The sequence below is a fragment of the Massilia cellulosiltytica genome (assembly GCF_047325105.1).
Classification (GTDB): Bacteria; Pseudomonadota; Gammaproteobacteria; order Burkholderiales; family Burkholderiaceae_D; genus Telluria; species Telluria orientalis.
In genome coordinates, this window is the sequence record NZ_CP168562.1 from 124,211 (window position 1) to 137,458 (window position 13,248).

The 13,248-nt window shown below is 67.2% G+C and carries 12 protein-coding genes; 6 read left to right on the top strand and 6 right to left on the bottom strand.

Going from position 1 to position 13,248, the window contains the following annotated elements; translation table 11 throughout:
* The first annotated feature begins 8 nt into the window (after positions 1 to 8).
* Complete coding sequence (locus ACEN9H_RS00555) at positions 9 to 362, top strand: NAD(P) transhydrogenase subunit alpha (RefSeq protein WP_413673419.1); 354 nt, start codon at positions 9 to 11, stop codon at positions 360 to 362.
* Positions 359 to 1,816 carry an NAD(P)(+) transhydrogenase (Re/Si-specific) subunit beta gene (locus ACEN9H_RS00560; RefSeq protein WP_413673420.1) on the top strand — a complete coding sequence of 486 codons (1,458 nt, stop codon included), beginning with the start codon at positions 359 to 361 and terminating at the stop codon, positions 1,814 to 1,816. The genes ACEN9H_RS00555 and ACEN9H_RS00560 overlap by 4 nt, the downstream gene beginning before the upstream one ends.
* Here ACEN9H_RS00560 and ACEN9H_RS00565 read toward each other — a convergent pair whose 3' ends face one another.
* Genes ACEN9H_RS00565 through ACEN9H_RS00580 form a run of 4 tightly spaced genes read right to left on the bottom strand, consistent with a single transcriptional unit; the run spans position 1,817 to position 6,122 of the window.
* On the bottom strand, positions 1,817 to 2,989 hold the full coding sequence (locus tag ACEN9H_RS00565) for an FAD-dependent monooxygenase (RefSeq protein ID WP_413673421.1): 1,173 nt from the start codon (positions 2,987 to 2,989) through the stop codon (positions 1,817 to 1,819).
* Positions 2,982 to 4,331 carry a Xaa-Pro aminopeptidase gene (gene pepP / locus ACEN9H_RS00570; RefSeq protein WP_413673422.1) on the bottom strand — a complete coding sequence of 450 codons (1,350 nt, stop codon included), beginning with the start codon at positions 4,329 to 4,331 and terminating at the stop codon, positions 2,982 to 2,984. The genes ACEN9H_RS00565 and pepP overlap by 8 nt, the downstream gene beginning before the upstream one ends.
* On the bottom strand, positions 4,328 to 5,053 hold the full coding sequence (gene murU, locus ACEN9H_RS00575) for an N-acetylmuramate alpha-1-phosphate uridylyltransferase MurU (protein ID WP_413673423.1): 726 nt from the start codon (positions 5,051 to 5,053) through the stop codon (positions 4,328 to 4,330). Before murU ends, pepP begins: the two co-directional genes overlap by 4 nt.
* Positions 5,054 to 5,063: 10 nt before the next feature.
* A complete protein-coding gene (locus ACEN9H_RS00580; RefSeq protein WP_413673424.1) occupies positions 5,064 to 6,122 on the bottom strand; it encodes an aminoglycoside phosphotransferase family protein in 1,059 nt (352 codons plus the stop codon).
* Between the two features lie 312 nt (positions 6,123 to 6,434).
* Between ACEN9H_RS00580 and ACEN9H_RS00585 the strand changes: the two genes are divergently transcribed.
* From ACEN9H_RS00585 to rsmA, 4 genes are read left to right on the top strand one after another with little or no spacing between them, the layout of a single operon-like run.
* Positions 6,435 to 8,696 (top strand): LPS-assembly protein LptD, encoded by a 2,262-nt coding sequence (locus tag ACEN9H_RS00585; protein WP_413673425.1) that lies wholly within the window; start codon positions 6,435 to 6,437, stop codon positions 8,694 to 8,696.
* A 46-nt stretch (positions 8,697 to 8,742) separates the two neighbouring features.
* A complete protein-coding gene (locus tag ACEN9H_RS00590) occupies positions 8,743 to 10,164 on the top strand; it encodes a peptidylprolyl isomerase (RefSeq protein ID WP_413673426.1) in 1,422 nt (473 codons plus the stop codon).
* 30 nt (positions 10,165 to 10,194) lie between these two features.
* Entirely contained in the window at positions 10,195 to 11,235 is a 1,041-nt protein-coding gene (gene pdxA / locus ACEN9H_RS00595; protein ID WP_413673427.1) for a 4-hydroxythreonine-4-phosphate dehydrogenase PdxA, read from the top strand.
* A gap of 4 nt (positions 11,236 to 11,239) precedes the next feature.
* Positions 11,240 to 12,019 (top strand): 16S rRNA (adenine(1518)-N(6)/adenine(1519)-N(6))-dimethyltransferase RsmA, encoded by a 780-nt coding sequence (gene rsmA / locus ACEN9H_RS00600; protein WP_371771322.1) that lies wholly within the window; start codon positions 11,240 to 11,242, stop codon positions 12,017 to 12,019.
* Here the strand turns inward: rsmA and ACEN9H_RS00605 are convergent, their stop codons facing one another.
* Positions 12,020 to 12,718, bottom strand: a complete 699-nt coding sequence (locus ACEN9H_RS00605) for an anti-sigma factor family protein (protein ID WP_413673428.1) — start codon at positions 12,716 to 12,718, stop codon at positions 12,020 to 12,022.
* Complete coding sequence (locus ACEN9H_RS00610) at positions 12,715 to 13,203, bottom strand: RNA polymerase sigma factor (RefSeq protein WP_056123962.1); 489 nt, start codon at positions 13,201 to 13,203, stop codon at positions 12,715 to 12,717. The genes ACEN9H_RS00605 and ACEN9H_RS00610 overlap by 4 nt, the downstream gene beginning before the upstream one ends.
* Between the last annotated feature and the right edge of the window lie 45 nt (positions 13,204 to 13,248).

The following is a 13,248-nucleotide window of genomic DNA, read 5'->3' on the forward strand; positions in this document are numbered from 1 at the left end:
GGGACGCCATGGAAATCAGCCATACCATCATCAACCTGATCATCTTCGTGCTGGCGATCTACGTCGGCTACCACGTCGTGTGGACCGTCACGCCCGCGCTGCACACGCCGCTGATGGCGGTGACGAACGCCGTGTCGGCCATCATCATCGTCGGCGCCATGCTGGCGGCCGGCCTGACGGAAGGCCTGACGGGCAGGGTTGCCGGCACCATCGCCGTGGCGCTGGCCGCCGTGAACGTGTTCGGCGGCTTCCTCGTCACCCAGCGCATGCTGGAGATGTTCAAGAAGAAGGAACCGAAAGCGAAGCTGGCGCCAGGCGCCAAGGATGCCGCCGGCGCCGTCCGTGCCAAGGAGGCCGCATGAACATGATCAGCATGAACGTCGTGACGCTGCTGTACCTCGTGGCGTCCGTGTGCTTCATCCAGGCCTTGAAGGGTTTGTCCTCGCCGTCGACCGCGCGCATGGGCAATGCGTTCGGCATGACGGGCATGGGCATCGCCGTCCTCACGACCATCGCCCTGATGTTCAAGCTGAAGGAGCAGATGCAGACGGGCGGCATGGGTTTTGGACTCGTGCTGCTCGGCGTCGTGGTCGGCGGCGCGATCGGTGCCGTGGCCGCGAAGCGCGTCGAGATGACCAAGATGCCGGAACTGGTCGCCGCGATGCACTCGCTGATCGGTCTCGCCGCGGTGTGCATCGCCATCGCGGCCGTCTCCGAACCGTGGGCTTTCAACATCGCGGCGCGCGGCGAAGGGCTCCCGTTCGGTAATCGTCTCGAACTGTTCATCGGCACGTTCGTGGGCGCCGTCACGTTCTCCGGTTCCGTGATCGCGTTCGGCAAGCTGGCCGGCAAATACAAGTTCCGGCTGTTCCAGGGCGCGCCCGTGCGCTACCCGGGCCAGCACATGATCAACCTGGTCGTCGCCCTCGCCATCATCGGCCTGGGGTTGGTTTTCTGCTTCTCGGATGGCGCCGCGCCCGCATGGACGCCGTACATCGTGATGGCCGTGCTGTCGTTCGTGCTGGGCGTGCTGATCATCATCCCGATCGGCGGCGCCGACATGCCCGTCGTCGTGTCGATGCTGAACTCGTACTCGGGCTGGGCGGCGGCCGGCATCGGCTTCTCGCTGAACAACTCGATGCTGATCATTGCGGGCTCGCTCGTGGGATCAAGCGGCGCGATCCTCTCGTACATCATGTGCAAGGCGATGAACCGCTCGTTCTTCAACGTGATCCTGGGCGGTTTCGGCGGCGAAGCGGCAGCGGCAGATACGGGCGGCGCGAAGGAACAGCGCCCGGTCAAATCGGGCTCGCCGGAAGACGCGGCGTTCATCTTGCAGAACGCGGAATCCGTCATCATCGTGCCGGGCTACGGCCTCGCGGTGGCGCGCGCCCAGCACACGGTGAAGGAGCTGGTCGACAAGCTAACGGAACACGGCGTGCAGGTGCGCTACGCGATCCACCCGGTGGCGGGCCGCATGCCGGGCCACATGAACGTGCTGCTGGCGGAAGCGGAAGTCCCGTACGACCAGGTCGCGGAGATGGAAGACATCAACGGCGAATTCGGCCAGACGGACGTGGTGCTCGTGCTGGGCGCGAACGACGTCGTGAACCCGGCCGCGAAGGATCCGAAATCGCCGATCGCCGGCATGCCGATCCTCGAGGCCTATAAAGCCAAGAGCATCATCGTCAACAAGCGGTCGATGGCGTCCGGGTATGCGGGGCTGGACAATGACCTCTTCTATCAGCCGAACACGATGATGGTGTTCGGCGATGCGAAGAAGGTCATTGAATCGATGGTGAAGGCGGTCGAGTGATTACCTGCGGCCGAACATCATCAGTTCGGCCAGCAGCATCCGCGCAGGTTTGACGGTATCCAGCGCAGCCAGCGCGAGCCCGAACAGCGGCTGCAACGGCCCCGTGTTCGCGAACACGCGCGCCATCGCATCCGTCGTGCGGATGATGGCGCCGCGGTCGCGCGCGCGTTCTTCCGCGAAGCGCGCCAGCGCGTCCGCGATGCCGTGGTCCTGGTCGATCCCGCGTGCCAGCAGCCTCGCCAGCACGGCCGCATCGCGCAGGCCGAGATTCAAACCTTGTCCCGCGACCGGGTGCAGCGTCTGCGCCGCATTGCCGATGGCGACCGTGCGTGCCGAGAACCGCGGATCCGCGTTCAGCCCGAGCGGAAAAGCCGCCCGTTCGGACGCGCGCGTAAAAGTGCCGAGACGTTCGCCGAACGCGTCGCCCAGCTGGCGCAGGAATTCCGGTTCGCCCAGGTCCAGCAACTGCTGCGCGCGCTCCGGCCGCACGCACCACACGAGCGCATATTGATGGCCGTCGGCGCCGTCCTGCGGCAGCAGCGCGAGCGGGCCTTCGTCCGTGAAGCGTTCGAAGGCGCGGTGCGGGATCGCCTGGCTGCCCGACACGCGCGCGATGACCGCGGTCTGCACGTAGTCGCGCCGCCGGGTGCGTTCCGCCTGTTCGCCGAACACGCCGCCCTCGGCCTGCACGGCCACCTTCGCATGGAGCTTGCGGCCATCGTCCAGGTCCAGCACGACGCCGTCGCGGTCTTCGTGGAGCGCCGTCACGCGCACGGGGCGCAAGGTCTGCACGCCCGCGCGGTCGCAGGTGCGCACCAGCGCGTCGACGACGTCGCCGTAGCGCGCCACATAGCCCAGCGCGTCGACCGCGTGTTCTGCGCGGTCCATCATGCTGCGGCCCAGGTGGCCGCGGCGCGATACGTGGATCTGGTGGATCGGCGTCGCGTGCGGCTGCACGTTGGCCCACGCGCCCACGTCGACGAGCAGCTGGCGGCTGCCCCACGACAGCGCGATCGAGCGCGGATCGGAGATCGCCTGGCCCAGCGCCTTCGCGTCGACGAGCGCGATGCGCCTGGCGTCCACGCCGCGGCGCGCCATCAATGCCGCCAGCGCGAGGCCGACCGGGCCGGCGCCGCAGATCGCGACATCGACGGAGAGCGTCTCTTCAGCCATGCGTGGTCCCCACGATTGCTTCGATCTCGGCCACCGTCTTCGGCGCGGACGCCGTCAGCAGGCGGTAGCCGTCCCCGGTCACGACGACGTCGTCCTCGATGCGGATGCCGATGTGCCAGAAGCGTTCCGGCACACCGTCCGCCGGGCGCACGTAGATGCCCGGTTCCACCGTCACGACCATGCCTTCCTGGAGCGGGCGCGAAGGCTTGTCGGCCTGCGTGACGTCGCGGTAGGCGCCCACGTCGTGCACGTCCATGCCGAGCCAGTGGCCAGTGCCGTGCATGTAGAACGGGACGTGGGCCTTGTCGGCGATGGCGTCGTCGACGGTGGCGTATTTCGTCTTGTCGACGAGGCCCAGGTCCAGCATGCCCTGCACGAGCACGCGCAGCGCCGCTTCGTGGAAGGCGCTGTACGGCCGGCCCGGTGCGATGGCCCTGAACGCCGCGTCCTGTGCCGCCAGCACGAGCTCGTAGAGTGTCCGCTGGGCGTCCGTGAAGCGGCCATTCACCGGGAACGTGCGGGTGATGTCGGACGCGTAGCCATCCAGCTCGCAGCCGGCGTCGATCAGCACGAGGTCGCCGTCCTGCATCTGCCGGTCGTTGACGTTGTAGTGCAGGATGCAGGCGTTCGGGCCGGATGCCACGATGGGCGTGTAGGCAGGGAACTGGGCGCCGTGCTTGCGGAACGCGTACAGCAGTTCCGCTTCCAGCTCGTACTCGAACATGCCGGGCTTTGCCGCGCGCATCGCGCGTGCGTGCGCGCCGCCCGAGATCTCGCCGGCGCGCAGCATCAGCGCCTGTTCGTCGGCGTCCTTGATCAACCGCATTTCGTCCAGCAGCGGCAGGACGTTGACGACCGTGTCGGGCGCCGTCGTGCCGGTGCGGCCTTGCGCGCGCACGGCCTTGATCCAGCCGGCCACCTGCGCGTCGAGCGCCGCGTTCGACGCCACCGCGTAGTACAGCGCGGGCGCGTTGGCGAGGAGGCGCGCCATGTGCGTATCCAGTTCGGAAATGGGATAGGCGTCGTCGAAACCGAACGCCGTGCGCGCCGCTTCCGGGCCGTGGCGGTAGCCGTCCCAGATCTCGCGTTCGACGTTTTTCTCGCGGCAGAACAGGATGGCGCGGGCCGGCTTGTCGCCGTGCGCGGCGACGAGTACCAGCACGCTTTCCGGTTCCGTGAAGCCGGTCAGGTAGTAAAAGGAACTGTCGTGGCGGTAGGGGTAGTCGCTGTCGCCGTTGCGCAGGACTTCCGGCGCGGTGGGCAGCACGGCCACGCTGCCGGGCTGCATCTGCGCGGCCAGGCGCGCTCGCCGTTTCCCGTACTGTGCCGCGTAATCCATCATGCCCCAGCCTTCGCGACGGAGCCTGGCGGCGCGTTGAGTTCTTCCAGCTGGCGCACGGTGCCCACGTTGACCCATTGGCCGTCGTAGATCTCGCCGCCCACGCGACCCTGATCAATGAACTTGCGCATCAGCGGGCCGAATTTCAGGAACTCGCCCGCCTTGATCCCGTCAAACATTTCAGGACGATAAACGCCGATGCCGGCGAAATTCCACTTCGGACTGCCCTCGTTGGACAAGGTGTACATCGTGAGGCCGAAGTCGCCGTCCGGGTTGTGCCACGGGTTCGGCGTCAGATACAGCCAGGCGATGTCGCGCTTCTCGGTCGGAATGAGCTGGCCGACGGCGTCGTGGTCCTTCAGCACGTCGAGGACCTGCTCGAAGTCGAAGTAAGGCGCGTAGATGTCGCCGGAGACGGCCAGGAACGGTTCGTCGCCGAGCAGGTGCAGGGCGTTGGCGATGCCGCCGGCCGTTTCCAGCGGCGTCGGCTCGTGCGAGTAGACGATGCGCGCGCCGTAGCGGCTGCCGTCGCCCAGCTCTTCCTCGATCATGTGGCCGAGGTGCGAGTGGTTGATGACGATGTCCTTGATGCCGGCGCGCACGAGGTTCAGCACGTGCCAGGTGATCAGGGGACGGCCCCGCACCTTGAGCAGGGGCTTGGGGCAGGTGTCGGTCAGCGGACGCATCCGCTCGCCGCGGCCTGCGGCGAAGATCATGGCTTTCATCGGCTTGTCTTCAGAAGGTGTAGCCGACCTGCGGCGCCTTGTCCTCGAGCGCGTCGAGCAGGCGCAGGAGCGGCTTGAGTTCGGTGTAGCGGTTGGCGGTCTTGCGCACGTAATCGATTACCGTGGGCAGGTCGCCCAGGTAGTGGGATTTGCCGTCGCGGTAGTTCAGGCGGCAGAAGATGCCGAGGATTTTCAGGTGGCGCTGCAGGGCCATGTATTCGAAGTCGCGGTAGAACGCGTCGATGTCCGGATTGACGGGCAGGCCGACCTGCTTCGCGCTTTGCCAGTAACGCACGACCCAGTCCAGCACGAATTCCTCGTCCCACTGGATGTAGGCGTCGCGCAGCAGCGAGGCCAGGTCGTAGGTGACGGGGCCGTAGACGGCGTCCTGGAAATCCAGCACGCCCGGGTTGCCCTGGTCGAGGAACATCAGGTTGCGCGAATGGAAATCGCGGTGCATGTAGACCTGCTGTTGCGCGAGCACGTTCGCCGTGATCGCCTCGAACACTTTATCCAGCTGGGCGCGCTGGATGTCGTTCAGCCTGGCGCCCAGGTGGCGTTCGATGAACCACTCGGGGAACAGGTTCAGCTCGCGCAGGACGAACGCGCGGTCGAATTCCGGCAGCACGCCGGCCTGGCTGGCCATCTGAAACTTGATCAGGGCGTCGATGGCGTCCGAGTACATGAACGGCGCGTTGTCGACGTCCAGGCGCTGCAAATAGGTGGTCGTGCCGAGGTCGGACAGCAGCAGGAAGCCGGCTTCCACGTTGCGGGCCACGATGGCGGGCACGGTGACGCCGGCGTCGCGCAGCAGGCCGTCGACGTGGATGAACGCGGGCACGTTTTCGCGCTCCGGCGGAGCGTCCATGGCGATGAGCGTATCACCCAGCTTGTCGCGTAGCGCCGGTACAACATCGAGGCGGAAGTAGCGGCGGAAACTCGCGTCGGCCGACGCGGGGCGCAGGCTGGCGACGTCGACCAGGTCCAGCGCGACGAGCCATTCGGTCAGCTGGGCGAGGCGGGCATCCTTGTCAGAGGCGGAGGGAGCGTGTTGAGGCGAAGAAGACATGAAGCGTCCCGGTGAACGGGTTCGTGACTGGTTGGTAAGTTTGCCCATGCGCGGGCAGGGCGGTTCGGGTGTAATGATACGTCATTTGCACCCGTATCGGACCATCCGGGGCTAAGGTGGGAAAGATCCCATTGTTAAAATTGTATCTATCGGTAAAAATCATTTCCCTTTGAAAATCAAAGGGTTATGGTCCACCGTCGCGCTTCCAAAGTATTACCGTTGGGCCGACTAACGCGACCGTGCCGCACGAATTCCCCTATAATAAGGGATTCAATCCAAACAATCGCCCTCCATGGTGCAACGCGATCTTTCATGAGCTGGATGACGGCCCTACCATTCCCGCGGCGGCGAACTGCCGCCGCTGTGTCCGCCCTCGTGGCCGTGGCCGCGGGACCGCTGTATGCGCAAACGGCGACACCGGCTGCCCCCCGCACCGACGAGCAGGACCTGCCGATCACGATGCGCGCCGAGTCGTTCAGCGGCCGCCCGGACCGCATCCTGAACATGGAGCGCAACGTCGAGATCACGCGCGGCGCCACCGGCGTCACGGCGGACACGGCGTGCTACCGCCGCGTCGAGGACGAGGTCACGGCCGAGGGCCACATCACGATGTGGCGCTTCGGCGACCGCTACAAGGGCGACGCCCTGCAGCTGAACCTGGAAACGGGTAAGGGCTGGGTGCTGCATCCCGAATATCGGCTGGTGATGAACAATGCGCAGGGCAAGGCGCAGCGCATCAACTTCCTGGGCGAGGACCAGGCCGTGGTCGTCGACGGCACGTACAGCACGTGCGAAGGCCCCGATCCGGACTGGTATCTTAAGTCCAGCACGCTGCGCCTGGACCAGGGCCGCGACGTCGGCACGGCCGGCAAGACGATCATCTATTTCAAGGACGTGCCCATCATCGGCACGCCGGCGCTGTCGTTCTCGCTGTCGGGCGCGCGCCGCTCCGGCTGGCTGCCGCCGACGATCGGCGTCGGCTCCAAGGGTTCGGCCGAGCTGATGGTGCCGTATTACGTCAACATCGCGCCCAACCGCGACCTGACGCTGTTCCCGCGCTACATCTTCGCGCGCGGCCTGCAACTGGGCGCGACGGGGCGCTACATGGGCGAGACCGACCGCGGTCCGTACCACGGCGAGACGCACATCGAATACCTCGCGAACGACCGCCTGGCGCACCGTAATCGCTGGTGGGTCGACACGCTGCACAACCAGTACCTGGACTCCAACTGGACGTTCGGCTGGAACGCGCACGCGGCGTCCGACAACGAATACCCGTCCGACTTCTCGCGCACCGTTGCGGCCAGTGCCGAGCGCCAGCTGCTGCGCGAACTGCGCACGGACTACTACGGCCAGTACTGGAACCTGACGGCGCGCGTGCAGAGCTACCAAGTGCTGCAGGATCCGGGCGCCGTCGCGAATCCGGACCTGACCGTGGCCACGCCGTACAACCGCCTGCCGACGATTAACTTCCACGCCGGCCGCTACGACGTGCTGGGCGGCTTCGACTGGGCGGTGGACGCGGAAGCGACGCGTTTCACGCACCCGGACGACAAGCAGGTGCAGGGCGACCGCGCCAACATGGTGGCGCAGGTGAGCTATCCGTGGGTGCATCCGGGCTGGTTCGTCACGCCCAAGCTGATGCTGCACGCGACGCAGTACAACCTGACGCACAACGCGGTCGGTGCCGACGACAAGATCTCGCGCGTGCTGCCCACGTTCTCGCTGGACAGCGGCCTCGTATTCGAGCGCAAGACGTCGCTGTTCGGGCCGGACGGCACGCAGACGCTGGAGCCGCGCCTGTTCTACGTGCGCACGCCGTACAAGAACCAGGACGACATCCCGAACTTCGATACGGGCGTCGCCGGTTTCAACTACGCCCAGCTGTTCACGGAAAACCGCTTCGTCGGCGCCGACAAGGTGTCGGATGCGAACCAGCTGACGGCGGCGATCGTGTCGCGCTTCATCGAGTCCAACGGCGCCGAGCGCCTGCGCCTCGCGGTCGGCAGCCGCTATTACTTCACCGATCCGCGCGTGCGCCTGAACTCGAACGAGCAAAGCAACCAGACCCGCTCGGACGCGCTGGTCGCGGCGTCGGGCCGCATTTCGGAATCGTGGACCTTCGACAGCGGCGTACAATACGATGCACAGGCGCGCAGCCTGTACAGCTCGAATTTCGGGGTGCAGTGGCAGCCGGCCCCGATGAAGGTGTTGAACGTCGAATACCGCTACCAGCGCGACACCTTCGGCATCGCCAACGGCTTCCGCAACGCCGACGTCTCGGGCCAGTGGCCGCTGTCGCAGCGGTGGTATGGTGTGACCCGGGTCAGCTACTCGGTGCGCGACCGCAAGCTGCTCGAGAGCCTCGTCGGGCTCGAGTACAAGGCGGATTGCTGGGTGTTCCGCATGGGCGCACAGCGCTTCGTGACCGCCGCGCAGAACGTCTCGACGACGAGCTTCTTCCAGCTCGAACTGAACGGCCTGTCGCACCTGGGCTTCGGTAATCCGCTGGAGACTTTCAACAAGAGCATTCCCGGCTACACCCGGCTGAACACCAACGTCGGCCGCCCCTGACCGGGCCATGGACAACTAGATACCTGAAATGAGTGCTTTCCTGAATATGCGTACTACCCGTCTGTCTCCGCTCCGCCCGCACCAGATCAAGCTCGCGGCGGTGCTGCTGTGCGCCCTCGCCACCGGCGATGTCCTGGCCCAGGCCGCATCTACCGCCAAATCGGCTGCTCCCGCCGCCGCACCGTCGACGAAGCCAGGCTCGGGCTTCCTGCCGCCGGCGTCCAGCAACGCCCACGTCATCGATTCCGTGTACGTGATCGTCAACGACGAAGTCATCACCAAGCGCGAAGTCGACCAGCGCATGGCCGAGATCGCGCAGCGCCTGAAGGCGCAGGGCGCCCAGATGCCGGCCGAGGAAGACCTGCGCCGCCAGGTCGTCGAGGCCATGATCACCGAGCGCGCCCAGCTCCAGCTGGCCAAGGAGATGGGCGTGCGCGTCGACGACACGACGCTCGACCGCGCCATCGGCCGCATCGCCGAAAACCAGAAGATGACCGTGCAGGACATGCGCAACGCGATGGAGAAGGACGGCCTGCCGTTCTCCCAGTTCCGCGAGCAGATCCGCAACGAGATCATGATGCAGCGCCTGATCGAGCACGAAGTCGACAGCAAGATCCAGGTGACCGACGCCGAGATCGACACGTACATGGCCGCCGAGAAGGCCGCCGCCGCCGACCGCGTGGAGATGGACATCTCGCAGATCCTCGTGCGCATCCCGGAAAACGCGTCGCCTGAACAGATCGCCGCCCGCAAGGCGCGCGCCGACGAAGTGGCGCGCCAGCTGCGCACGGGCGCCGACTTCGCCAAGATGGCCGCGACGTATTCCGATTCGCCGGACGCGCTGAAAGGCGGCTCCGTCGGCTGGCGCGACCCGGACCGCCTGCCCCCGATCTTCGCGAGCGAGCTGCACAAGCTGAAGCCGGGCCAGGTGACGCCGGTGATCCGCACGAACGTCGGCTTCCACATCATCAAGCTCGTCGACCAGCGCAAGCTGGCGGATGCGCAGAAGGCCGACCAGGCCGTCGTGCAGCAGACGCACGCGCGCCACATCCTGCTGAAGATCACGCCGACGCAGAGCGAGGACGACGCCCGCAAGAAGCTCACCGAGATCAAGCAGAAGATCGACAGCAAGCAGGCGACCTTCGAAGACATGGCGCGCCAGTACTCGAACGACGGTTCGGCCTCGAAGGGCGGCGACCTGGGCTGGCTGTTCCCGGGCGACGCGCTGCCGGAATTCGAGAACCCGATGAACGCCCTGAAGCCGGGCGAGGTATCTGGCGTCATCAAGACCCCGTTCGGCCTGCACCTGATCCAGGTCGTCGAGCGCAAGTCGGAAGACGTGTCGAAGGAGAAGGAACGCGCGGCCGCGCGCCAGGTCCTCACCGACCGCAAGCGCCAGGAAGCGCTGGAAGACTGGAGCCGCCAGGTCCGCGACCGCGCCTACGTCGAGTTCCGCGAGGACAAGTAATTGGCAACGAGCCTACGGCCCGCACCAGCGGTGAGCCCACGCCCCACGCTGGCGATCACGGTCGGCGAGCCGGCCGGCATCGGTCCGGAGATCTCGATCCGGGCCGCGTGGGCGCTGCGCGCCGACGCGCGCTGCGTGCTCGTGGGCGATGCCGCCTTCCTGTCCCTCACGGCGAGCCTGATCGACCCGGCCATCCGCCTGTCCGCGATCTCCACGCTGGCGCTGCGCCACAGCGGCCTGCCGCACTTCGGCCCGGACATCATCCCCGTCGTCGACGTGCCGCTCGACGCGCACGTCGTCCCGGGCAAGCTGGACGCCGCCAACGGCCGCGCCGTGCTCGCCACGCTCGATCTCGCGATCGAGGGCACGCAGGCCGGCTGGTGGGACGCCATCGTCACGGCGCCGCTGCAGAAAAGCACCATCAACGATGCGGGCGTCGCGTTTTCCGGCCACACGGAATACCTGGCCGAGAAGACGGAGACGCCCAAGGTCGTCATGATGCTGGCCGGCTCGCCGGGCGCGGATCAACCGTACCTGCGCGTGGCGCTGGCCACCACCCACCTGCCTTTGAAAGACGTGCCGGGCGCCATCACGAAGGACAGCCTCACGCAGGTGCTGGACATCCTGCACGCGGACCTCGTGCGCAAGTTCGGCATCGCGGCGCCGCGCATCCTCGTGACGGGCCTGAACCCGCATGCGGGCGAAAACGGCTACCTGGGCCGCGAAGAGATCGCCGTGATCACGCCCGTGCTGGACGATGCGCGCGCACGCGGCATCGACGCGCGCGGCCCGTATCCGGCCGACACGCTGTTCCAGCCGAAGTACCTGCGGGACGCCGACGCGGTACTGGCCATGTACCACGACCAGGGCCTGCCGGTGCTCAAGTACGCGACGTTCGGCCGCGGCGTCAACATCACCCTCGGCCTGCCGCTGATCCGCACGTCCGTCGACCACGGCACGGCGCTCGACCTGGCCGCCACAGGCCTGGGCGAGGCCGATTGCGGCAGCATGGAAGAGGCGATCCGCGTCGCCGTTTCGATGGTGCGCGCGCAACTGCAACAACCCGCATAAGACAATGAAACACGTAGCCCGCAAGCGCTTCGGCCAGAACTTCCTGACCGACGACCACGTCCTTCACGACATCATCGAAGGCATTAACCCCCGCCGCGGCGACACCATGGTCGAAATCGGCCCGGGCCTGGCCGCGATGACGGCGCTGCTGCTCAAGGAGCTCGACCACATGCACGTGGTCGAACTGGACCGCGACCTCGTCGCGCGCCTGGAAAAAGCGTACCCGCGCGAACGGCTGACCATTCACTCGGGCGACGCGCTGAAGTTCGATTTCGGCGGCATCCCCGTCCCGGAAGGGAAGAAGCTGCGCGTGGTGGGCAACCTGCCGTACAACATTTCCAGCCCGCTGCTGTTCCACCTGGCCGACTTCGCCCACCTCGTAGAGGACCAGCACTTCATGCTGCAGAAGGAAGTCGTCGAGCGCATGGTGGCGGAGCCGGGCACGAAAGCCTACAGCCGCCTGTCCGTGATGCTGCAGTGGCGCTACGACATGGCCATGCTGTTCGTCGTGCCGCCGACGGCATTCGATCCGCCGCCGCAAGTCGATTCCGCCATCGTGCGCATGGTGCCGACGCGGCGCCAGCTGCCGGCCGACGCGGCCACGCTCGGCGCCGTCGTGCAGAAGGCGTTCTCGCAGCGCCGCAAGGTGATCCGCAACTGCGTGGCCGGCATGTTCACCGAACAGCAGCTCGTCGACGCCGGCATCGATCCGGGCGCGCGTCCGGAGGCCGTGGGGCTCGAGCAGTACGTGGCGCTGGCCAACATCCTCAAGCCGCAAGGCTGATCAACGCGCGGGCTGCCATCCGCGCGCCCGCGCCGCTTCCTCTCCCGCCGCGTCGAGCGGCCTGTCCGCGATGCGCGCGTCGATCGCGTCCAGCACGGCCGGCGGCAACGCGCTGCCGGCCTGGCGATAGCCGCCCGCCGCTTCCTTCTCGGCCTCGGCCAGCACGGGAATCTTCCACTGCCCGCCTTCCCGGCACGCGAGGCCGGCGGACGCGCCCATGACGAAGCCGCGGCAATAGGCGCCGTCGCGGGCGGCGAAGCTGACGCCGACTTTCACCGCGCCCTCCGCCTTGCCGCCGACCTGGCGGTCCAGCGCGGACGCGAGTTCTCCCTGTGCCACCACCTGGTTGCCGTTGCCGGCGATGGCCGGACCGCCGCCGCCAGGGATCATCCGGCCGGCCAGGACGCCGACGACGAGCGTGGCCGCCAGCGCGCCCCATTCCGGCCACGACCAGCGCCGCCGCTTGTCGCGCTCCACAGCCAGAGATACGACGGGTGCCGGCGGGCGCAGCCGCGCGGGTACGGGTTCGTCGAGGATGCCGGCAAACGCGGCGGCCACGTCCGCGCGCAGGGCGCGGTGGCGCTCCACGGCGGCGGCGATGGCGGGATCGGTGCGCATCGCCTGTTCGATGGCGGCCCGTTCGGCGGCTTCGAGCTCGCCGTCGGCATAGGCCATCAGGGTGTCGTCGGAATACGTCATGGTGTCCTTCGTGTTGGGTCGGCCAGCAGTTGCTGCAGGGCGTCGCGGGCGCGCGCGAGGCGGCTCGTGAGCGTCCCGACGGGGATCTCGAGCACGTCGGCCGCTTCCTTGTACGGCAGGCCGTCGACCAGCACGAGGCCGACGACGAGCCGGTGTTCCTCGGACAGCAGGCTGATCGCCTTCTGCAGCGCGAGCCGCTGCTGGTGCGCCTGCGCGGTGTCGTCGCCCACGTGTTCGCCTTCCTCCTCGGGCGCGAACAACTCGGCGCGCCGCGTCCGGCTGCGCACTTCGTCGATCCACGCGTTCTTGATGATGCGGAACAGCCAGCTGTCGAGCCGCGTGCCCGGTTCCCATTGCTCGCTGCGGCCGAGCGCGCGCTCCATCGCGATCTGGACGAGGTCGTCCGCGTCTTCGCGATGAAAGGTCAGCGCCCGCGCGAAGCGGCGCATGCGGGGCAGCAGGGCGGCAATGTCGTCGGCAAGCATGGTCTCTATGAGGTAAACGATCCGGGCGGGGATTTTCTTCCCGGC